This is a genomic window from Priestia sp. P5_B4 (genome assembly GCF_056400385.1).
Map to the genome: position 1 here is coordinate 1 of NZ_JBFULJ010000004.1, position 23731 is coordinate 23731.

Consider the following 23731-nt stretch of genomic DNA (forward strand, 5'->3'; position numbering starts at 1 on the left):
AAATAGATAGGGTGTACACATGAGAAAAGAAGTACAAGTTATAGCCAAAGAAGCTTTTATTAAAAAAGTGAACAAGGGTTATCCACTCATTGAAAAAGATGCGCTTGTTGATGGTCATAAACTGCAAGAAGAAGGGGTTATTATTAACTTAGTCACTCCCAAGAATCAATTTTTAGCCAAAGGCTATTATGGAAAACAAAACAAAGGCTACGGATGGATTCTTACGAAGAAGAAAAATGAGCAAATTGACGCGGCGTTTTTTGCTAGAAAAATTCAGCAAGCTATTTCATCTCGTCATGACTTTTATGCGTCTGAAGACACAACTGCTTTTCGCGTATTTAATAGTGAAGGTGACGGAATCGGCGGCTTGATTATTGATTATTATGACGGATATTACGTCATGAGTTGGTATAGTGAAGGAATTTATCAATTTAAAGAATACGTCATTGAAGCCTTAAAGTCTGCGCCTAACTTTAAAGGGCTGTACCAGAAAAAACGTTTTAACGTAAAGGGTCAGTATATTGAAGAAGATGATTTTGTAGCAGGGGATAAAGGTGAATTCCCTTTAATTGTAAAAGAAAATGGTATTCGTTTTGCCGTTTACTTAAATGACGGAGCGATGGTGGGAGTCTTTTTAGATCAGCGAGACGTCCGTAAAACGATTCGAGATAAATATGCAAAAGGAAAGACCGTGCTAAATATGTTTTCGTATACAGGAGCATTTTCAGTGGCGGCCGCTCTTGGAGGAGCTGCGAAAACAACAAGTGTCGATTTAGCCAATCGCAGCTTGGCTAAAACAATTGAGCAATTTAGTGTAAATGGAATTGATCACGAAGCACAGGACATTATCGTAGAAGATGTTTTCAAGTATTTTAAATATGCGGTCAAGAAGAACATGACCTTCGATCTTGTGGTGCTAGATCCGCCGAGCTTTGCCAAGTCGAAAAAGCATACGTTCAGCGCGGCAAAAGACTACAAAGATTTATTAAAAGAAGCTATTGCTCTTACAAAGCCAAATGGTGTCATTGTAGCATCTACAAACGCAAGCAATTTTGATATGAAAAAATTCCATTCGTTTATTGAAAAAGCTTTTAATGAAAAAGGGGAACAGTACAAAATGATGGAGCAGTTCGCTCTTCCAGCTGATTTTAAAACAATAAAAGAATTTAAGTCAGGTAATTATTTAAAAGTCGTGTTTATTCAAAAAGTAAATCGCTAAATGCAAGGCTGCATGATGAATTCATGCAGTTTATTTATTTTCAAAAAAATAACGCTTACAAGCTATTTTGAAGGGAATAAAATGAAGGTAAGAGATAAATATTGTCAATATATATGATAAAATAATAAAGGAATTATGCTCAACACTTCACAATTTTACAATATCATCCTTACGAAACGTATTTTTACAATTATTTTATTTTAAATGGGATAAGTATTGAGTACGAAGTGGAAAGAGCATACTATTACTATTATTTAAAAACATGAAAGGAGAAAGATTATGGCTGAAACAACAAAAAAGCCTGCCGGCGAAGTGAAATTTATTCCTTTATTAATTTGTCTGGCAATCGGACTTATTTTATGGTTTATTACACCTCCGTCCGGACTTGATTTGAAGGCTTGGCACTTATTCGCTATTTTTGTGGCTACTATCGTAGGGCTTATCATTAAACCATTGCCATTGGGCAGTGTAGCTATTTTATCTTTAACCACTATTGTATTAACTAATACATTAACGCTTGAACAATCGCTCAGCGGTTTTCAAAATACGACGATTTGGTTAATCGTTATTGCATTCTTTATTTCTAGAGGTTTTATTAAGACTGGTCTAGGAACAAGGGTTGCCTATATCTTCGTTCGTTTGTTCGGTAAAAAGACGTTGGGACTATCGTATTCTCTTATCGTAAGTGACTTACTTTTATCACCTGCAATGCCGTCTAATACAGCACGGGCTGGAGGAATTATTCTTCCAATCATTCGTTCTTTATCCGAAACATACGGATCGAGAACTGGTGACGGTACGGAGCGCAGAGTCGGTGCTTTCTTAACAAAAGTATCGTTTCAAGGAGATATGATCACATCCGCTATGTTCGTAACAGCAATGGCGGCCAATCCTCTTGCGGTTAAAATGACGGAACAAATTACAGGCAAAACTATTTCATGGGTTGGCTGGGCAGCGGCTGCAATCGTACCTGGAATTATTAGTTTAATCGTTATTCCGCTCGTTATTTATAAGCTGTATCCGCCAGAATTAAAAGAAACGCCGGAAGCATCTGAAATTGCAGCAAAAAAACTAAATGAAATGGGTCCGCTAAAGAAAGAAGAATGGTACATGATTGGCGTATTTTTACTTCTTCTTGTGCTGTGGATTTTTGGCGCTAATTTAAATATTAATGCAACAACAACTGCTTTTATTGGTCTATGTGCGCTGCTTTTAACGCAAGTGTTAAGCTGGTCGGACATCAAAAAAGAACAGGGAGCATGGGATACATTAGTCTGGTTTGCTGTTTTGGTTATGATGGCAACTTTCTTAAATGATCTAGGCATGATTCCTTGGTTCAGTGATCTGATGAAAGGCACTGTTAGCCATATGTCTTGGATGACGGCGTTGATTGTATTAGCTATTGCATATTTTTATTCTCACTACTTTTTTGCGAGTAACACGGCTCACGTCAGCGCTATGTACGCAGCATTTTTATCTGTCATCGTGGCCGCTGGTGCGCCTCCGTTACTGTCAGCATTAATTTTAGCGTTCTTTAGCAATTTATTTGGCTGTTTAACTCACTACGGAAGTGGACCGGCACCGGTGTTCTTCGGTAGTGGATATGTAACGCAGCAAAAATGGTGGTCGCTCGGCTTTTTAATTTCAATTATTCATATTATCATTTGGATTGGAATTGGCGGCTTGTGGTGGAAACTGCTAGGTCTATGGTAAAAAAACAGTGGCGCAGGCCACTGTTTTTTTTATGCTTCAGCCCAAACGGATACAGAGCCGCCATTTACAGGGAACTGTCCGTAGCCATCTTCTTCAATCACAACTTGGTCCTCTCGGTTGTTTGTGAAGTCAATCCACGTTTGTCCACTTCGGTGTTCACCGACGAACATTCTCTTTTCGCCATCTTCACCGTTTGACATCACCACAGCGCATCCAGACTTCTCAAATTCCTCTACACCATGCCTTACCCATCCAATAGTATTCGGGTGATCAAAATAATCGTCTTGCTGGCCGTATGCTTTGTCATAGCGTACATGCAAGAGAGCGGAAATATCTTTTTCTTTTCCTTCAATTGGGTGCTCTCCGCCTATTCCAAAATAGTCTCCGTAAAACACACAAGGATAACCGTCTTCACGAAGTAAAATTAGAGCGTAAGCACTCTGTTTGAACCAATCTTCTACCCAAGATTCTAAAGATTCATTTGGCTGAGAGTCATGGTTATCTACAAATGTGACAACATTCAAAGGGTGAGTCTTGACTAATGTATCATCAAAAATCGTGGTTAAATCAAAATCTCTTCCTTGCTGAGAGGCTTCATGCAGTTTATAGTGCAGCGATACGTCAAACAAATCGATTTGATAATCAATCACGTCTAGGAATTCCTGACAGGCTGTTAACTCTGGATTCCAAAACTCTCCCACAAAATAAAAGGGCTTTTCTTGAGAAGAGGACAATTCATGGGCAAACTCTTTAATAAAATCGTGGTTAATATGTTTAATGGCGTCTAATCGATAACCGTCGCACTGCAGAGTGTCTGCTAACCATTTTCCCCATTTGATCATTTCTTCTCGAACTTCAGGATGATCGTAATCAATATTCGCAAACATTAAATAATCGTAGTTGCCAAACTCTTGATCCACATTTTCGTTCCAGCTTTTGTTTTCTCCGGCAATACGAAAAACGCCTTCTTTTCCATTTTTATCATCGTAATCAGTGCCGTTAAAATGATTAAAGTTCCATTTGAAAGAAGAATATTGATCGCCGCGCCCTTCAAATGTAAACTTTGTCCACCCTTCAATTTCAAAAGGTTCAGAAATTTCTTCTGTTCGGTTCATGGGGTCCACTTCAATGACGTGAAACGTTTCTTTTTCATCTGCTGCAGCTTTATGGTTCATTACAATATCCACATAGACATTAATTCCATGATTATGACAGGCATCAATCGCTTCATGCAGCTCTTGCTTGGTTCCATACTTTGTACGAACGGTTCCTTTTTGATCAAATTCGCCGAGATCGTATAAGTCGTAAACGCCGTAGCCATTATCCTCTGATGAAACACCTTTTGTAACCGGGGGAATCCACACGGAATCAATTCCTTGTTCTTTTAGTTGAGGAGCGAGCTCTTTAAGGCGTTGCCAATGCTCGCCATCAGCTGGCACATGCCATTCGAAAAATTGCATAATTGTATGATTCCGTTCCAAGTTAAATCATCCTCCTTTTAAATAAAAAGATATAATCGCTCACGGATAGTTCTTTAGAATCAAATGAGGAATTGATTATATTTTTTCTTTTAACGTTCCTGTTATCCCTATTCTTTAAACCTTTTTCAACATATGAAGCTTAAGAAAATCTTAAGATTTCCCCTTCCTTTTTCTTAAGAAATGCAGTTTACAATAAAATCCATAGACGAAATGACCCATGATATACTTTTGAAAGGAGGGTGAGAAATCAATGAACGAATATGTGGTTTTAGTCGTAGACGATGAGCAAGAAATCTGTAATGGCATTGCTATTTATTTAAAAAATGAAGGTATTAAAGTCTTTACGGCCAAAGATGGAATCGAMGCCATAGAGATACTAAATAAAGAAAAAGTTCACTTAATTATTCTTGATATTATGATGCCAAGGCAAGACGGCATTTCAACGACGTTTAAAATCCGAGAACAAAAAAATATCCCGATTATTATGCTGAGCGCTAAAAGCGAAGATGCAGATAAAGTGCTCGGTCTGCAGGTAGGAGCAGATGATTATGTGACAAAGCCTTTTAATCCATTAGAACTGATAGCGAGAGTTAAATCACAGTTAAGAAGATATGTAACATTAGGTACATATCAGGAAACAAAGACGATTGATATCCGAGGTCTCGTACTTGATATTGAGGCTAAGTCCGTCACTCTTGACGGGGTGTTCATTAAGCTGACTCCCATTGAGTATAAAATTGTAGAGTTATTAATGAAAAATGCAGGGAGAGTTTTTTCTATACATGATATTTATGAACGCGTATGGAATGAACCAGGCTACAACGCAGAAAATACAGTAGCGGTACACATTAGAAAAATAAGAGAAAAAATTGAGATTGAACCAAAAAATCCGAGGTATGTAAAGGTTGTGTGGGGACTTGGATACAAAATGGAAAAGTAGCGTCATTTCAGCTATAGGGATTATCTTGTTTTTATTTGGTTTAGGAGCAACTATTTCTTCAATTAGCAACGTGCATAATCTATTAAAAACAAACTATTTACAAAAAAGCAGCTATGTAAAATCAGAAGACTTCAAAAAGCAAATAAGTCGTTTTACAAATGATCTCTACCTTTTAGAATTGACACAAAAAGATAAGAATACCGTTAATGCAAATAAGATAACAGGAGAAGAGATTGAGTCGTATCGATATACGGAAGGAACATTAACAGAACAAATAAAAAACGTGCACGATAAATATGAAGAAAAAATAGAAGACGCTAAGCAGGCAAAGAGTAAAAACGTTGAAGATGCCTATATAAAGCAGCAGGATCTAGAAGTTAAAAACATTCAAAAAAAGTTTCAAGATGATCAATTCGTTCGAGAAGAAATAGAGAAAAACAAAAAACTCGAAATGAAGAAACTATATGACGAAGCTTTTGATCGACAAGAAACATTATCTCAATATAAAAAAGACATCGTGTATTATTTAAAAGATAGGAACACAAACAAAATATACACGAACATCCAAAACGCAGGCAAAGAAGATGTTAATCAATTAGTAAAAAAGAAAAATATATTGTATAAACATACTTATTCAGCTCAATCACCGCTTGTGTTCCAAGCAGATGAATATAAAAATTCATCGTTAAGCAGTGAGGTAGACTCAGAGATCCCAACCTGGTATTTAAAGCAGAAGTTTACGGGTATAATTGCTGTTCCTGAAAAAGAAACCTTCATTAGTCCTTTATTTGATGAATATAACTATTATCATCATCAAAATGTAGCGTTTCTCGTGTATGCATTTTCAGGGATACTAGCTCTGTTAATAGATTACTTTATTTACAAAAAAACAATAACTGGACATTTAAAAGAAATAACAAGACAAACTGCAGTACAGAGAGTTTATAAAAAAATACCTTTAGATATTTGTATAATTGTTTTTCTTTTATACTCATTTTTTACATTAAGTCTAGTTCTGAACGGCTATCCTGCTTCTGTATTAGAATCATATAAGCATGTTGCTACGTTCTTCTTTTATATGATAGCAATATCTATAACTATTTCTCTATGGGCACTTCAATTATTTCTACTGTTTCAGCGTATACGTACAATAGATGATATAAAAGAAGAATATAAAAGAACGTGTGTTTATCAAGTAATTTATTTTCTTCAATCTATTTTTATTATCAGACATATTGGCATGCATATAATGGTTGTAGTGCTGCTTTTAGTGTTTGCCGTGTTTGCTGTTGCAGCTCTATTGACTAGTGGATCTATGTTTGCAGAACAAGTATCCATACTGTACTTAGCTATAGGCAGTGTTGTAGGAGTGGTTACTTTGATACTGCTTATGCTACGAGTTAATTATTTAAATAAAATTATTATCTCAATTGATCAAATTGCCACAGCCGAGTGGAAAGAGCCGTTACCTATCAAAGGAAAATCAGCTTTGACTCAAGCAGCACTAAACATAAATCATATCCAGCAGCAGATTCAAACATCTCAGCATGTTCAAGTTAAAAGTGAACGCTTGAAAACAGAGTTAATTACCAACGTCAGTCACGATTTAAGAACACCATTGACTTCTATTATGACATATACAGCGTTGCTAAAGTCACAAGATCTTACTTCGGACGAACAACATGCTTACGTTGAAATTATTGACCGTAAATCAAAACGTTTACAGACACTTATTGATGATTTATTTGAAGTGTCAAAAATGGCAAGTGGAAATGTAGAATTGCATAAAGACAAAATTGATATTAACCAGCTTCTTCATCAGGCTTTAGCTGAATATAATGAAGCAATTGAAGATTCAACTCTGCAATTTCGTATTCAATCTCTCGAAAAGCCGATATTTGCTACTGTAGATGGTCAAAAATTATGGAGAGTATTTGACAATTTGATAGAGAATATATTGAAATATTCACTTGAACAAACGCGTGTCTATATTTCTGTTCAAGAAATAAACGAACAAGTGAAACTAACCTTTAAAAATGTAAGTAAATATGAACTAAATGAGCAGGCAGATGAGCTGTTTGAACGATTTAAAAGAGGAGACACTTCAAGACAAACCGATGGCTCCGGACTTGGGTTAGCTATTGCTAAGTCAATTATTGATTTGCACGGAGGAGAACTGAATATTGAAATTGACGGAGATTTATTTAAAGTAACGATTACTCTTTAATGTCAGTGAATATAAACAGCATATCTAGTAAAAAAGAGAAGCAACCTCATTATGCTGGTGGCTTCTCTTTTTTTAGCGTTCGTAATTTTATTCCGCAACCGCAAAGTGTACTGTGTTTTAGTACTTTTATTTCTCTATCACACTGATTACATCTTATTTCTTGTCCAATCATTTCTTCATCCCTTCCTCTTTTTACAAGAATTTAAATAAGTATCCATAAAATATGGATACTTATTTATTGATAAAATGTTAACCTAATTGAGAATAAATGATAATCTAAAATGAGAAAAATATTCTTATTTTTTCATTTAGAAAACAGATAAATTTATTTTACTTGCTGCGGAACAGATAATCCTAAACCGTCTGCAATGCGTGTTCCATACTCTGAATCCGCTTTGTAGAAGTGTTGAATTTGACGCAGTTTAATCTCTTCTTTTTCTACAGGTTTCATAGCTTCAACGATATTTGCAACTAGTCGTGTACGCTCGTCTTTGCTTAGAAGGCGGTATAAGTCACCAGCTTGCGTGTAATGGTCGTTATGATCATATGCAACACTATCGGCAACGCCTGAAACAGGGTATGCTGCTTGTTTGTTTTCCTGTGATTCTGTCGGGCCGCCAAAGCTGTTTGGCTCATAATAAACAGAACGGCCGCCGTTATCGTCAAAGCGCATTTGGCCGTCACGCTGATAGTTATTTACTTCGCTGCGCGGACGGTTAATCGGTAGCGCTTGATGGTTAGCACCCACGCGGTAGCGATGTGCATCGCTGTATGCGAATAGTCGACCTTGCAGCATTTTATCAGGTGATACGTCAATTCCCGGCACAAGCGTTCCAGGTGAGAATGTAGCTTGCTCCACTTCGGCAAAATAATTTTCTGGATTGCGGTCCAAGACCATGCGACCTACTTCAATTAACGGGTAGTCTTTTTGTGACCAAACCTTTGTTACGTCAAACGGATCAAAGCGATACGTATCAGCGTCTTCTAATGGCATAATCTGAACGTACAGCTTCCATGAAGGGAAATCGCCTTTTTCAATGGCATTAAATAAATCTTCAGTATGATAATCTGGATTTTCACCAGCTAGCTTTGCAGCTACGTCTGGAGACAGATTTTTTACGCCTTGCTCTGTTTTGAAGTGATATTTTACCCAAACGCCATCTCCTTCGGCATTAACCCATTTAAATGTGTGGCTGCCAAATCCATGCATATGGCGTAAAGTTGCGGGGATACCGCGGTCAGACATTAAAATAGAAACTTGATGCAAAGATTCAGGAGATAAAGACCAGAAATCCCAAACGGCCGTCGGGTTTTTTAAATGTGTGCGTGGATCGCGTTTTTGTGTATGAATAAAGTCAGGGAATTTAATCGCATCTCGGATGAAAAATACAGGTGTATTATTTCCGACTAAGTCGTAGTTTCCTTCTTCTGTATAAAATTTAACAGCAAATCCGCGAGGGTCGCGAACGGTATCTGCTGACCCGTTTTCACCAGCTACTGTTGAAAAACGAGCAAATAGAGGCGTTCGTTTTCCTACTTCAGAAAGGAAAGCTGCTTTTGTATAGGCTGAAACATCATTTGTCACTTCAAAATAGCCGTGGGCACCGGCGCCTTTTGCGTGTACGACGCGTTCAGGAACTCGCTCTCGGTTAAAATGGGCTAATTTCTCTAAAAGGTGAACATCTTGAATTAAAGTAGGTCCGCGTGAACCAGCGGTCATTGAATTTTGATTATCTCCAACCGGAGCTCCCCAACTAGTCGTCAGGTTATTCTTGTTTGTTGTCATCTTAGAACCACCTCTTATTTGAATTTTATTATGTTAGAAATAATAATAACATTTTTAAATAAAAAATCAATACTAAATTATAATTATTATAATTTAAATTGTTAATTTTGAGATGTAGTCAATGGGGTATATAACATATGAAGTGTACGAACTATTTTAAAAATTTTCTGTATAGTATATTTAGTTTAATAATAAAAATGCCTGGTGTGCAATTATTTTGACCGGCTATTACCATATCAAAAACACGCTTGCTTATTTAAATAAGCAAGCGTGTTCGTTTTATATATTTTGTGATAAGTTTGCTTTCGCTGCCAGTTCAGCCTGAGGCGTGCGCCAAAGCTGCGTCCATTTTTGAATCGCAGCAATCATAATAATGAGACCGAGTATAAGCATGATGATTGAAAGAGTTGCATTTAATATGCTGTAACCTGCCGCAGCTTCATTTAAATAGACATTCTTAACCATCCAATAACCTGCGTAGTTAACCGTTACGTAAAGGTAGGCTAGCGGAATAAGGCAAGTAAGCATATAGGAGCGTTTATCTGCAATTCTAAGAATAACGGTTGCCCCAATAATTAAACCAATAGAGGCCATTAACTGATTCGATACGCCGAACAGCGCCCAAACTGAGCCAATATCTCCTGAGAACAATAAATACCCCCACATAAAACAGGCTAGGGCGCTTGCAAAAATGGACCCCGGAAGCCAGTCTACTCGCTTCAATGGCTTATAAAATTCACCAAAAAAGTCTTGAATTAAATAGCGGGAAACGCGTGTACCCGCGTCGATAGCAGTTAAAATAAACACTGCTTCAAACATAATGACGAATTGGAAAAAGTAAGAAGACAGGTGGCTGAACCAAGGAATTTCTGTGAAGATATATGTCATTCCTACGGCCAGTGTAACAGCCCCGCCTGTACGGCCTTCTAAGTTTAGACCAATCTCTTGGCTAAGCTGAGGAAGAGCTGTCACGTTCATGCCGAGCGTTTTGAACACTTCAGGTGTAGAGTTGATTGCAAAATAGTCTCCAGGATGTAAAGCTGTTGCTGCAATTAATGCCATAATTCCTACCAAGCATTCGACTAACATCGCCCCGAAGCCTACAACTTTAATGTCACTCCAACGGTCGAGCATCTTAGGGGTTGTCCCTGAACCAACAAATGCATGGAAGCCGGAAATAGCACCGCAGGCGATCGTAATGGAAATGAACGGCCACACGGGTCCTGCTAAAATAGGGCCGCCTCCGTGAATAAATTCAGTAACTGCAGGAAATGGAATTGCTGGATTTACGAAAAACACGCCTACAATCAGCGCGATAAAGACACCAATTTTCATAAAGCTGCTTAAATAATCTCGAGGTGCTAAAAGCAGYCAAACGGGCAAGGCCGCTGCGAAAAATGCATAAACGGGAAGAATAATTGAAAGTGTTTTAATATCTAGCGTTAAAAAATCTCCTAAAGCTGTTCCTTGAATATAAGGACCGCTAAATACGGCGATTAAAATTAAAATGAAGCCGACGGTAGAAGCCGCTTTTAAATTACCGGTTTTTTTGTGGTAAATACCTACCCCCATTGCGATCGGAATCGTAATTCCAACAGCGAATGTACCCCAAGGGTTTTTCTCAAGTGCGTGTAGCACGACCATAGATAAACCGGCCATTGTGATGGTAATGATAAAAAGCATAGCTAAGCCTGTACAAAAACCAGCGACAGGTCCTAGCTCTTTTTTAGCCACTTCGGAAAGCGACTGGCCTTTTTGGCGCATAGATGCAAATAACACAACCGCATCGTGAACGGCTCCTCCGATTACAGCTCCTATTAAAAGCCAGAGCAGTCCGGGCAAATAGCCAAACTGAGCTGCTAAAATAGGTCCAACAAGCGGACCAGCAGCTGCAATAGCTGCAAAGTGATGACCAAATGTTACCCATCGGTTGGTTGGCACATAATCTTTCCCATCTTCAAGTTCATGTGCTGGTGTTTTTTGCGAATCGTTTAGTTTCAAGACCTTAACAGCCATGAATGTTCCGTATAGCCGATACGCAATCATTAAAATACAGATAGATCCAATAACAATCGTAACCGCATTCATTACAAATCCCCCTATCCCTTAGTTGTCTGACGTTTGTACTACTACACAACGTTATGTAATTGTGTGTTCCCCTTACAACTTTCATTATAAAAGAAGAAAGCGCTTTTATCACCAGTTTTTCCCTTAATTATTTAAAAAATTAGAAAGTTCAAATTCCCTTTGAAAAACTATAAGACTTTTCGCATAATCTCTGCTATAATTTTTAAAAAAATTAGTACGCATTTAGGTGTTTTAGTTAGGGAGATGAAAAGAGTGAACCATCGTCAAGAGTTACAAAATAGCAAGCGTATCGTAGTCAAAGTAGGGACATCTACGTTGACCTATGATAATGGAGATATTAACTTAGCACGCATTGAAAAACTAGCGCGTGTTTTATCCGATTTAATGAATGCAGGAAAAGAAGTTGTGCTTGTTACATCAGGTGCCGTTCAAGTGGGAGTAAAAAAACTAAAGTTAAAGGAAAAGCCAACTTCTATTCGAGAAAAACAAGCAGCGGCCTCTGTCGGGCAATGTGAGCTTATGCATATCTATAGTAAATTCTTTGGTGAGTACAGCCACATCGTTGGTCAAGTACTGTTAACGAAGGATGTAATCGAAGATGAACATGTGCGCAATAACGTTGTGAATACGTTTGAAAAATTAATTGAAGACAAAGTAATTCCTATTGTGAATGAAAACGATACGGTTGCAATCGATGAAATTGAAAACATCGTGCGCTTCGGCGATAACGATAATTTATCTGCCATTGTTTCAGTTTTGATTCACGCAGATTTACTTGTTATTTTATCTGATATTGACGGTTTCTTTGATTCAGATCCCACAAAAAACCCTAACTCTAAATTAATGAAAGTAATAGATGGCATCACACCGGAGCTTGAGAATTTTGCTGGAGATAGCGGAACGGATGTTGGAACAGGCGGAATGGTCACAAAGCTTACCGCTGCTAAAACAGCTACAAGTGCAGGCGTGAGCTTAATCCTAGCAAATGGTAAAGAACCAAATATTTTGCGAGATATTATTGAGGGCCAAGAAATTGGAACGTTATTCTTAAAACAAGCTGAAGGAGTAATGAAATGAGTGAATTGCAGCTTAAAGGAAAGCAGGCAAAAGATGCCTCTTATTTCTTAGGAAATGTAACGAGCGAACAAAAACAGCAGGCACTTTATAAAATGGCGGCTGCTTTATTGAATCAGCAAGAAGCGATTTTAAAAGCCAATGAATTAGACATAGAAAAAGCCGTTCAAAAAGGCACATCAAAAGCGATGTTGGATCGCCTATCTTTAAATAAAGAGCGGATTCACGGAATGGCAGACGGCCTGCGCCAAGTAGCTGCGCTTGCGGATCCAGTAGGAGAAGTGCTGTCTATGGCGAAGCGACCAAATGGCTTACAAATTGGGCAGCAGCGTGTACCTATTGGTGTCATAGGAATTATTTATGAAGCGCGTCCAAACGTTACGTGTGATGCAGCAGGCTTATGCTTAAAAGCAGGAAATGCAGTTATCTTGCGCGGAGGCAGCGAGGCGTTTTATTCGAATCAAGCGATTGTTTCTGTATTATCTCAAGCTGCGGCAAGTGCAGGGTTGCCTGAGCATAGCGTACAGCTTATTGAAGATACGTCGAGAGAAACAGCACTGGAGTTAATGAAATTAAATGAATATATCGATGTATTAATTCCTCGAGGCGGTGCTGGTTTAATTGAAGCAGTGGTAAAAAATGCAACGGTTCCCGTTATTGAGACAGGAACTGGGAACTGCCACATTTATGTCGATGAAGAATATGACGGTGACATGGCGGCCAATATTGTCATTAATGCAAAAACATCTCGTCCAGCGGTGTGTAACTCAGCCGAAAAGCTGATTATCCATAAACGAGCGGCTCATGAATTTTTGCCGATTATTGTTCAAGCGCTACGAGAGAAAGATGTAGAAGTACGCGGTGATGAACGTGCGGTAACAATCGTTCCAGATCTTGTTCCCGCAGGGGATGAGGATTGGAAAAAAGAATACTTGGATTTCATCATGGCGGTTAAAATCGTAGATGATATCGATGAAGCGGTTTCTCATATTAATGTTCATAGTTCACATCACTCTGAAGCGATTGTAACAACAAATTATGCTCATGCTCAGCGTTTTTTACAGCGCGTTAATTCAGCCGCTGTTTATGTGAATGCTTCAACGAGATTTACGGACGGAGAAGAGTTTGGTTTCGGGGCAGAAATCGGAATTAGTACACAAAAGCTTCATGCGCGTGGACCGATGGGATTAAAGGAATTAACAACGCTAAAATATATTATTTACGGAGATGGACAAATTCGATAAAAAGAAGAGGCTGGGACGAAAGTATTTCAGACAAAGTAAAAACGAACCACTGATCAAAATTTTTGATCAGTGGTTCGTTTTTTTTTGTTAGGGTGAACATAGTTTTCACTTTCTTTAAATCACCGTCACTATTTCAATTTAAAAAACGTTATACGTAAAACGTTTTCATAAAAGATGTTTTTATGTTAAACTAAAAATTGTAAATAATCAAACTATTTTTCAACTTTTATATGAATGATGTACGTTTTGTTATCAACCGATAGGGAAGAAAAAATAGGGGGAAGAGAAATATGGCGTTTATGCAATGTGATTTTTTTTCAGAAGTATTGCAAATAAGTACTTCAATGAACGTTTTGATACCGCAGCACACAAAATCTCAAATTGGTTTACAAACCAATACAAGAAGTGAGAAACACCCTACGCTCTATTTATTACACGGTCTTTCTGATGATCATACGATATGGATGAGAAGAACTTCGATTGAACGCTATGCATCAGAATTAGGACTTGCAGTTGTAATGCCAAATGTAGATCGCAGCTTTTATAGAGATATGGCTTATGGAAAGAAGTATTGGACGTTTGTAACAGAAGAGCTTCCTCACTTGGCTAGATCATTCTTTCCGTTATCGGAAAAAAGAGAAGATAATTTTGTAGCTGGCCTTTCTATGGGAGGGTACGGCGCTTTAAAATGGGCGTTTCGCAAACCACATCAATTTTCTGCAGCTGCCAGTTTATCAGGAGTGATGGAAGTTGAAGGGCTTGGAGGGCGAGGAGAAGTTCAGTTCTTAGATTATCCTTTGATTTTTGGCATGCCCCCTGTTATTAGACCTGAGGATGATCTTTTCTGGCTGCTTGAAAATCGCCGGCGCTACGGAGAAGTGACTCCGCGTATTTATCAATGCTGTGGAACGGAAGATTTTTTATATCAGGAAAATAAACGTTTTTCCGAGCGTTGTAAGCAAGAGCCTATTTGTTTTACATATGAAGAAGGAAAAGGAAGTCACGACTGGGCATATTGGGATCAAAAAATTCAAGATGTGTTAAAGTGGCTGTTTAGTGAAAAGTAGAGAAGGTAGTTTTCAGTGGTGCCGGCTTCTAGTAGTATAATAAAGAAAAATGTTTACTTGGTCGATAGACTAAAAGGAAATGGGAGTCGGTACGAATGGGGAGAAAAAAAGTCACGATTACAGAAGTAGCAAAAGAAGCGGGTGTTTCATTAGCTACGGTATCAAGAATCTTCAATAATAAAGAAGGTAAAATTAAAATTAGTGAAACAACTAAACAAAAAGTGCTAAAAGCAGCAGCTCATTTGGGGTATCAGACGAATCCATTTGCGGCAGCTCTTCGGGCCCAAAAAACAGGGATTATCGGGATATTAATTAGAGATTTAAAAGATCCGTTTCTAATTGAACTATTAAAAAAGGTACAGCAACAAGTCCAAAGTCGAGGGATGGACGTTCTTATTGGACACACGGATTACGAAGAAACAACGGCTGAGCGTCAATTAAATGTTATGATGAACCATTGGTTTGATGGAGTCATTTTATTAGACTATGTAGTTGCTCAGCATCCGTTTGTAGATGTATTAAAACAATATCAAACGCCTTACGTTTCTCTTACAGGAGACGCCTCTTCTGCACTTTGGCCGATTGTACATGTAGATGATGCGGTGGGAATGCAATTAGCTGTTGCTCACTTAACGGACCTTGGTCATAAGAATATAGGGTTCGTTGGAAAAGCTGTAAGCGGAGTCGAGCACCGTCTGTCCCTTTTTTATCAGTATGTACCGTCAGCAAACGCAAAGTTTGTGAAAGAAGATATGAATAACTCAGATGAACTATATCAGTTTATAAATGAGCTAGCTCATCATCCAGAGCCTCCAACTGCGCTTATTTGTGCTACAGATTACATTGCTCTGAAAGTGATACACTGTGCGTGGCAAAACGGGCTTCACGTTCCAGCAGATTTATCTGTTATAGGGTTTGATGATATTACAGAAGCTAGTGAAGCGCATCCTCCACTAACAACTATCCGTCAACCGATGGAAAAAATGGCTGAAAAAGCAGTAAACCTCTTACTTCAACAAATTCAGGATCAGCAAGAAATAGATCAGATACAGTATAAAATGGCACCTTTATTAGTAGAGCGCGAGACCACAAAACGTATGAATTGATAAGGAATGTATATACTATTCCTGAAAGTGTGAGACAAAAAGTCCACACTTTTTTGCATTAACCATTGCGTCCACTTCCCTCTTTCTTATACACTGTATGCTGTAGGGGAAAAAACCAAGCTTTAATATGTTTGGAGCGATTTGATGACACAACAAAAATTAGATAAATATGAAATTATGGACGTTAGCTTACTAGCAGGTAAAATTATGTTAGAAAGCGGAGCAGAAACGTATCGAGTAGAAGACACAATGATGCGGATTGCAGCGTCTTACGGTATAAAAAAATCCCACAGCTATGTGACGCCAACAGGGATTATGTTTTCACTTGAAACGAAAGAACCGACGAAAACGAAGTTAATTCGTATTTCCGAACGAACGACAGATTTAAAAAAAGTAACCATGGTAAATAGCGTCTCAAGAACAATCAGTCAAGGAAACATCTCCTTGGAGGAAGCGTATGAAATGCTACAAGAAATTGAAGCAACAAACGTAGCTTTTCCACTATGGGTTCAACTTGCAGCTGCATCCATTTCTAGCGGATGCTTTTTAATCATGTTTCAAGGTTTATGGACGGACTTTATTCCAGCTATGTTTTCAGGAGGTCTCGGATTTTTAACCGTGGTGTATTTCCACCGTCTTATTCCGATTCGCTTCTTTGCTGAGTTTACCGCTTCGTTAGTTATTGGACTTTTATCAGCTCTTTTAGTCGCTTCAGGACTAGGCACGCAAATCGATAAAATTATTATTGGATCCGTTATGCCACTCGTTCCTGGCTTATCCATTACCAATGCAGTGCGAGATTTAATGGCGGGACATTTACTGTCTGGATTATCAAAAGGAGCAGAAGCGTTTCTGACGGCATTCGCTATCGGTGCAGGTATTGCCATTGTATTTACACTTCTATAGAAGGGAGGCATCATATGCATATCGTAGAGCAGATAATTACAAGTTTTATTGCTTCAGCAGCATTTGGGATCATCTTTAATGTTCCACGTGAATCATTATTAAAAAGTGGCTTTGTCGGAATGATTGGCTGGCTCATTTACTATTTGCTAACGTTCTATGGCGTAGATGAAATTCCAAGCACAGTTGCATCGGCCTTCTTTATTGCTATTATTAGTCAAATTTACGCAAAAATTTATCGAACGCCGATCATTATTTTCACAGTAGCAGGTATTATTCCGCTGGTTCCGGGAGGAACAGCATACGATGCCATGCGTAACTTTGTAGAAAATAACTATAATGAAGCGATTAGTCTTGCAGCAAAAGCCTTTATGATTTCAGGTTCAATTGCCATTGGTATTGTGTTTTCTGAAGTTATCAACCAAATCATTCGTCAGTCTAAATTAAATGCCAAAGCAAAATATCGACCATAGAGAAGCAAGCTCAAATCAGAGCGTGCTTTTTTTATGAAAAAAATAAGGAGATCCTTCACTTTCTTGTCACAAGAAAGTCACGTTTTAGTCTAAAAACGTTCAAAAAATGTACGTGCACAGCTAAAAAAATAGACTATACTATGTAAATAGAAAGGACTATACTATGTAAATAGAAAGAGAGATATTACATATGTATGTGAAACATTGAGCATATCTCTCGGATTATTATGCTCAATGTTTCACAATGTAAGTAAAAGATGCTCAGAAATGAGCAAAGTATCTATGGAAATGATGAATGTTCTTATATATGAAAGGAGAAAGAAGATGGATACAGTTATACTATCACGTATTCAATTTGCATCAACGACGCTGTTTCATTTTATCTTTGTACCGCTATCTATCGGTCTTGTCTTTTTAGTAGCGATCATGGAAACGATGTACGTAGTAAAAAAAGATGAACAGTATAAAAAGATGGCAAAGTTTTGGGGGCACTTATTCCTGATTAACTTTGCTGTCGGAGTCGTAACAGGTATTTTACAAGAATTTCAGTTTGGCATGAACTGGTCAGAGTACTCAAGGTTTGTAGGAGATGTATTCGGTGCGCCGCTTGCTATTGAAGCACTGCTCGCGTTTTTTATGGAGTCCACTTTCCTTGGACTGTGGATTTTCGGGTGGGATCGTTTGCCTAAATGGCTGCACTGTCTATGTATTTGGCTTGTTAGTCTAGGTACTATTTTTTCGGCGTTCTTCATTTTAACGGCTAATTCTTTTATGCAGCATCCGGTTGGAATGGAGCTGAATAATGGCCGTTTAGAAATGAATGACTTCTTTAAATTGTTAACAAACGGTCAGCTGTGGGTTGAATTCCCTCATACCATTTTAGGTTCGTTTGCAACAGGCGCTTTTTTTATCACGGGTGTCAGTGCCATTATGCTCTTGAAGAAAAAACATTTGGCTTTTGCCAAAAAATCATTTCAAGTTGCCATTATTGTAGGGTTAGTTTCAGGTGTGGGAATTGCGTTATCTGGTCATGAACAGGCTGGATACTTAGTTAAAACACAGCCGATGAAAATGGCCGCAAGTGAAGGATTATGGGAAAACAGCGGAAGTCCAGGCGCTTGGACGGTGACAGCAAATATTCACCCCGATGAAAAGAAAAATACGGGGGAAATCAAAATACCTTATTTATTAAGCTTCTTATCATACGGGAAATTTTCAGGTTCTGTTCCTGGGATGAACGAGCTGCAGGAGCAGTACACGGCGAAATATGGAGCAGGAAATTATATTCCACCCGTTCGGACAACATTTTGGAGTTTCCGCATTATGGCTGGTCTAGGTGGCGTATTATGTGCATTAGGGATTTGGGGCACGTACTTGCTTTCTCGTAAAAAACTTCAAGAAAGCAAACTATTTTTGCGTATTATGACGATTGCCATTGCCTTTCCGTTCCTTGGAAGCTCAGCAGGTTGGATTATGACAGAGATTGGCCGTCAGCCTTGGGTTGTATTTGGCTATATGAAAACGGAAGATGCTGTGTCTCCTGGTGTAACAGCAGGTGAATTGCTGTTTTCTATTATCTCGTTTTCATTCTTTTATTTAATTTTAGCTGTGATTATGGTGTTCTTGTTCGTTAAAGAAATTAAAAAAGGTCCAGATCACGATCACGAAGCACATACAAAAGTAGTATCAACTGATCCGTTTACCAAGGAGGGATACAATGTTTTCTCTTAATGAATTCTGGTATTTACTAGTATCCATTCTGTTTGTTGGTTTTATCTTTTTAGAAGGCTTTGATTTTGGGATTGGAATGGTGTCTCGTTTTTTAGGAAGAAACGACTTAGAGCGACGAGCTTTTATTAATACAATCGGTCCTTTTTGGGATGCAAATGAAGTTTGGCTAATTTCAGCAATCGGTGCTATGTTTGCCGCTTTTCCAAACTGGTATGCAACGCTATTAAGCGGGTCATATGTTCTTTTTGTTCTTCTTTTACTTTCGCTTATTGGCCGCGGTGTAGCATTTGAATTTCGAGGGAAAGTTGAAAAACAAGCGTGGAAAAATGCATGGGATTGGGTTATCTTCTTTGGAAGTCTTTTTCCACCGCTCATTTTTGGTATCTTATTTTCAGCGCTAATGAAAGGACTGCCTGTTGAGCGCAATATGCAAATGAATGCCGGCTTTTCGGATATTGTTAATCTATATACCATCACAGGCGGCGTTACGTTAACAATGCTTTGCTTATGGCACGGACTTATTTTTGCCACGATCCGTACGATGGACGATATTAGAGATCGTTCACGGAAGGTCGCTATGAAGCTTTTGCCTATAAATGCTTTATTACTTCTTATCTTTTCAGGCATGACGTTTTTTGAAACAGATTTATTCAGTAATCATAGCCGCTTGATGCTATATACATTTTTCATCGGTATTTTCGTGTATTTACTAGCAGGATTTTTCCTTGCACGCAAAAAAGACGGATGGGCATTTGCTATGTCTGGCTTAATTTTAATTTTATCAATTTCCTCTATATTTGCAGGATTGTTTCCAACCGTTTTGGTTAGTTCAATCAATGAAAGCTATAGTTTAACGATTCATAATGCAGCATCAGGGAACTATTCCTTAAAAATTATGTCTTACGCTGCTATTGCATTACTGCCTTTTGTGTTAGGTTATCAAATTTGGAGCTACTACGTTTTCAGAAAACGTGTAGATCATAAGGAGCATATGGAGTATTAATGGGTAGAAATTTAATGGTTTACAACGGAATAAAAATGGTTCTTGCCATGTTAATAGGGCTTATTACTATTCAAAGTGTAGCCATTATTTTTCAAGCTAAGTGGCTCGCCGAAGTAATTACCGCTCTTTTTCATGGTGAAAGTTTAACTTCGCAGACAAAAGCAATCGGATTGTTTTTGTCTGCCTTTATGATTCGTCAGATCGTAGGTTTCATAGTAAAAAAAACAGCATATCAATTTGGAGTCAAAACGACTCAGGAACTTCGTTTGATAGTCATGCAAAGCATTTTTTCATTAGGACCGCGTTTTATCAAAGATGAAGGAACAGGAAACTTGGTGACGCTCATCACCACAGGCCTACAGAAGCTTCGTGCTTATCTGGAGCTGTTTTTGCCTAAACTGGCTGCCATTAGCGTAACACCTTGGCTGGTGCTTGCTTTCGTTTGGTACCATGATCGGCTTTCAGGCATTATTTTACTTGTGACCATGCCAATTTTAATTTTATTTATGATTTTGCTTGGATTGGCTGCACAGAAAAAAATAGACAGCCAATGGGAGACATATCACGTGTTGTCCAACCACTTTGTAGATTCGCTTCGAGGGTTAGAAACTTTAACATTTCTCGGGAAAAGTAAGGAGCATGCTGAAACGATTGAAAGAGTCAGTGACCGTTATCGAAAAGCGACAATGGGAACGCTCCGAATTGCTTTTTTATCTACGTTTGCTTTAGATTTCTTTACGATGTTATCTGTAGCCATCGTGGCTGTTGTGCTTGGTTTGCGGCTCGTAAACGGGTCTATGACATTAGAGCCTGCACTTATGATTTTATTGCTGGCGCCTGAATATTTCCTGCCGATACGAGAAGTCGGAAATGATTACCATGCAACATTAGACGGAAAAGAATCCGGAGATGTATTACTTAAGATTGTGAAGCAGGCTGAAAAATCGCCGTCTAAAAAAGAAGATGTTCCTAGTTGGACTGAAAATAGTGAACTTCAATTAAGGCATATCACTGTAAAATATGACGAAGAGCATCCACCTTCTCTTGAAGATGTGTCACTGCATGTTAAAGGAATGAAGAAAATTGGAATCATCGGAAAAAGCGGAGCTGGAAAATCGACGCTTATTGATATACTAAGCGGCTTTGTACAATCTACAGAAGGCTCTGCTGAAGTAAACGGAGTGCCAATTGATTTACGCTCAGATGCTTGGCAAAAGCAGATTACGTATATCCCTCAGCACCCATTTATTTTTAATGGAACAGTAAAAGAAAATATTGAATTTTATCAAGACAGAGGCGGCTCATATGATTATGAAGATGCTTTAACGAAAGCAGGGCTTTTATCAACGGTTCAACAGATGCCTAAGAAGGAAAATGAAATGATAGGGGATGGGGGACGACAGCTTAGCGGCGGCCAAGCTCAAAGGATTGCTCTAGCAAGGGCTTTTCTAAGCGACCGTCCTATTATTATGCTTGATGAACCAACGGCACAAGTCGATATTGAAACGGAATATGAAATAAAGCAAGATATTTTAACGATGTTCCAGGACAAGTTATTTATTTTAGCTACGCACCGTCTGCATTGGATGAAAGACATGGATCTCATTGTTGTAATAGAGGACGGAAAGGTTGCAGAAATCGGTAATCATCAAGAACTGATTCAAAAAAAAGGAGCTTACTATCAATTTTTACATCAAGAGGAGGAGATATGATGAAATATAAAAGTTGGATATGGCCCTACTTTAAAACATATAAATATCGTATCTTTTCTATCTTATTACTAAGCTTGTTAACGATTGGTTCTGCTTGCGCGCTAATGTTCACGTCAGGTTATTTGATTTCAGCTTCTTCCTTACGGCCAGAAACGATTTTATTGGTGTATGTTCCAATTGTACTTGTGCGTACATTTGGTTTAAGCCGAGCCGCTTTCCGTTATGCGGAGCGTCTTGTCAGTCACGATTTTATTCTTCGCATTTTAGCTAAAATGCGTACGCGTCTTTATCATTTGATTGAACCGTTAATTGCTACATCTCGCTATCAAACAGGAGATGTTTTAGGAGTTCTCGCGGAAGATATTGAAAGTTTACAAGACTTGTTCTTGCGTACCATTCTTCCAACAATTTCAGCTGTTATTTTATACGTTATTTCGATTGTAGCTTTAGGATTCTTTAGCCTAAAGTTTGCATGTTTGATTGCCATCTATTTATTTTTATTAGTAGTAGTAATGCCGCTTTTTTCCCTTTGGCATATGAAGGCAGCCAATCAGCGATATAAATCAAGCAAAGCAYAGTTATATGCCAAGGTCACAGATGGCTTTTTAGGAGTTGCTGATTGGGTGTTAAGCGGTCAGCAGCAGTCATTTTTTCGTTCGTATGACAAAACAGAAAATGAGTTAGACGGCATGGATCGTAAGCTTAAACTATGGACGTATTACCGAGAATTGTTTGGACAACTTATTGTAGCAGGTTTAATTGTCACAATGATTTGGTTTGGAGCTTCTCTTTTTGCAGATAAAGAGCTTGCAGGTGTGTTTATTGCTGCTTTTATTTTAGTAGTATTTCCTTTATCTGAAGCCCTGCTGCCAGTATCCAATGCAATAGAAAAGATTCCTCAGTTTGAAGAATCATTAAATAGAGTACAGGCAATGGAAAAGAACTGGGAAGATGTGAACGAAAAGAAAAAACATACTCTTTCTCTACCTTATGAAGGTTCATGGAATTCGGTTAGATTAAAAGTTGAGCATGTAAGCTTTCGCTATAGTAATGAGGAGGAGTCAGTCATTCATGATCTTTCATTTCAAGTCGAGCAAGGGAAAAAAATTGCGATTCTTGGCAAGAGTGGAGCTGGAAAATCGACTCTATTAAAGTTGCTGCAAGGCTCCTTAGTACCTACAGAAGGCACAGTTCAACTAAACGGTCAGTCTGTTGCTGAAGTTCGTGAAGATGTACCAAAACTCATCTCTGTATTAAATCAAAATCCTTATTTATTTAATACAAGCGTAGCCAACAATTTATTACTAGCTAATGAAAAGGCTACAAAAGAAGAAGTAATTGAGGCCATGAAGCAAGTGAATATGCACTCCCTTGTGGAAGCTTTGCACCAAGGATATCAAACGCCGATGCTCGAAACAGGTCAGCGCTTCTCGGGAGGAGAACGTCAGCGGATTGCGTTAGCACGCGTTCTGCTTCAGCATACGCCAATTGTTATGCTAGATGAGCCAACTGCAGGGTTGGATGCTATGACTGAAAAGCGTCTATTATCCACTATTTTTGAAACTCTTCAAGATAGAACCTTAATTTGGGTTACGCACAATTTAGTTGGGATGGAAAAAATGGATGAAATCTTATTTTTACAAGATGGTAAGATAGCCATTCGAGGAACGCATGATGAATTACTTGCGACGAACAGTCACTATCAAAAGCTATATGAATTGGATCATCCGGCAAAAAGCCTTTAGCAGGAGCTAAAGGCTTTTTATTATTTGATCACAAAGTGAAATTCGACAAACACGAGTAAAATATGTGTCGAATGAAAGAAAACAGCTTGGATTCAAAGAAAAGAGTATGCGTTTAGCATTTTTGAAAAAGTGGTAAAACAAGGTAGTGTTTGTTTCTTCCTGTATAACATCGGTTTATTTTAGGGAAAATATATACACATTATGCGAACGAGAGAAGGA

17 protein-coding genes are annotated in these 23731 nt (G+C 38.3%); 14 read left to right on the forward strand and 3 right to left on the reverse strand.

The window, feature by feature from the left end; translation table 11 throughout:
* The first annotated feature begins 19 nt into the window (after positions 1-19).
* Positions 20-1219, forward strand: a complete 1200-nt coding sequence (locus tag AC1DRF_RS01135) for a class I SAM-dependent rRNA methyltransferase (protein WP_043977586.1) — start codon at positions 20-22, stop codon at positions 1217-1219.
* Between the two features lie 279 nt (positions 1220-1498).
* Entirely contained in the window at positions 1499-2932 is a 1434-nt protein-coding gene (locus AC1DRF_RS01140) for an anion permease (RefSeq protein WP_427076654.1), read from the forward strand.
* Positions 2933-2961: 29 nt separating this feature from the next.
* Here AC1DRF_RS01140 and AC1DRF_RS01145 read toward each other — a convergent pair whose 3' ends face one another.
* Positions 2962-4413 (reverse strand): alpha-amylase, encoded by a 1452-nt coding sequence (locus tag AC1DRF_RS01145; RefSeq protein ID WP_014457695.1) that lies wholly within the window; start codon positions 4411-4413, stop codon positions 2962-2964.
* A 250-nt stretch (positions 4414-4663) separates the two neighbouring features.
* Here AC1DRF_RS01145 and AC1DRF_RS01150 point away from each other — a divergent pair, with 250 nt between their 5' ends.
* Both AC1DRF_RS01150 and AC1DRF_RS01155 read left to right on the forward strand, forming a co-directional pair.
* Complete coding sequence (locus tag AC1DRF_RS01150) at positions 4664-5353, forward strand: response regulator transcription factor (RefSeq protein ID WP_477740252.1); 690 nt, start codon at positions 4664-4666, stop codon at positions 5351-5353.
* Positions 5331-7580, forward strand: coding sequence for a sensor histidine kinase (locus tag AC1DRF_RS01155; RefSeq protein ID WP_427076652.1), 2250 nt, complete (start codon positions 5331-5333; stop codon positions 7578-7580). Before AC1DRF_RS01150 ends, AC1DRF_RS01155 begins: the two co-directional genes overlap by 23 nt.
* 325 nt (positions 7581-7905) lie before the next feature.
* On the opposite strand, the gene katA is transcribed toward AC1DRF_RS01155, so the two are convergent.
* Both katA and cstA read right to left on the reverse strand, forming a co-directional pair.
* Positions 7906-9366 carry a catalase KatA gene (gene katA, locus AC1DRF_RS01160; RefSeq protein ID WP_427076651.1) on the reverse strand — a complete coding sequence of 487 codons (1461 nt, stop codon included), beginning with the start codon at positions 9364-9366 and terminating at the stop codon, positions 7906-7908.
* Positions 9367-9645: 279 nt separating this feature from the next.
* A complete protein-coding gene (cstA, locus tag AC1DRF_RS01165; protein ID WP_477740253.1) occupies positions 9646-11454 on the reverse strand; it encodes a carbon starvation protein CstA in 1809 nt (602 codons plus the stop codon).
* A gap of 243 nt (positions 11455-11697) precedes the next feature.
* On the opposite strand from cstA, the gene proB reads away from it, so the two are divergent.
* The 10 genes from proB (at position 11698) to cydC (ending at position 23512) form a co-directional block, all read left to right on the forward strand.
* Entirely contained in the window at positions 11698-12531 is an 834-nt protein-coding gene (proB, locus tag AC1DRF_RS01170) for a glutamate 5-kinase (protein ID WP_043977576.1), read from the forward strand.
* Positions 12528-13772 (forward strand): glutamate-5-semialdehyde dehydrogenase, encoded by a 1245-nt coding sequence (locus AC1DRF_RS01175; RefSeq protein WP_230184056.1) that lies wholly within the window; start codon positions 12528-12530, stop codon positions 13770-13772. Before proB ends, AC1DRF_RS01175 begins: the two co-directional genes overlap by 4 nt.
* A gap of 290 nt (positions 13773-14062) precedes the next feature.
* A complete protein-coding gene (locus tag AC1DRF_RS01180; protein ID WP_230184055.1) occupies positions 14063-14839 on the forward strand; it encodes an alpha/beta hydrolase in 777 nt (258 codons plus the stop codon).
* Positions 14840-14934: 95 nt separating this feature from the next.
* Positions 14935-15945, forward strand: coding sequence for a LacI family DNA-binding transcriptional regulator (locus tag AC1DRF_RS01185; protein ID WP_427076650.1), 1011 nt, complete (start codon positions 14935-14937; stop codon positions 15943-15945).
* Between the two features lie 144 nt (positions 15946-16089).
* Positions 16090-16851, forward strand: a complete 762-nt coding sequence (locus AC1DRF_RS01190) for a threonine/serine exporter family protein (RefSeq protein ID WP_013085528.1) — start codon at positions 16090-16092, stop codon at positions 16849-16851.
* A 14-nt stretch (positions 16852-16865) separates the two neighbouring features.
* Complete coding sequence (locus AC1DRF_RS01195; RefSeq protein ID WP_013059882.1) at positions 16866-17321, forward strand: threonine/serine exporter family protein; 456 nt, start codon at positions 16866-16868, stop codon at positions 17319-17321.
* Positions 17322-17645: 324 nt separating this feature from the next.
* Positions 17646-19052: a cytochrome ubiquinol oxidase subunit I gene (locus AC1DRF_RS01200; protein ID WP_025752440.1), complete on the forward strand. Its 1407-nt coding sequence runs from the start codon at positions 17646-17648 to the stop codon at positions 19050-19052.
* Positions 19039-20055: a cytochrome d ubiquinol oxidase subunit II gene (cydB, locus tag AC1DRF_RS01205; RefSeq protein WP_328244218.1), complete on the forward strand. Its 1017-nt coding sequence runs from the start codon at positions 19039-19041 to the stop codon at positions 20053-20055. Before AC1DRF_RS01200 ends, cydB begins: the two co-directional genes overlap by 14 nt.
* Positions 20055-21767, forward strand: a complete 1713-nt coding sequence (gene cydD, locus AC1DRF_RS01210; RefSeq protein WP_427076649.1) for a thiol reductant ABC exporter subunit CydD — start codon at positions 20055-20057, stop codon at positions 21765-21767. The genes cydB and cydD overlap by 1 nt, the downstream gene beginning before the upstream one ends.
* On the forward strand, positions 21767-23512 hold the full coding sequence (gene cydC, locus AC1DRF_RS01215; RefSeq protein WP_477740254.1) for a thiol reductant ABC exporter subunit CydC: 1746 nt from the start codon (positions 21767-21769) through the stop codon (positions 23510-23512). Before cydD ends, cydC begins: the two co-directional genes overlap by 1 nt.
* Positions 23513-23731 lie beyond the last annotated feature (219 nt).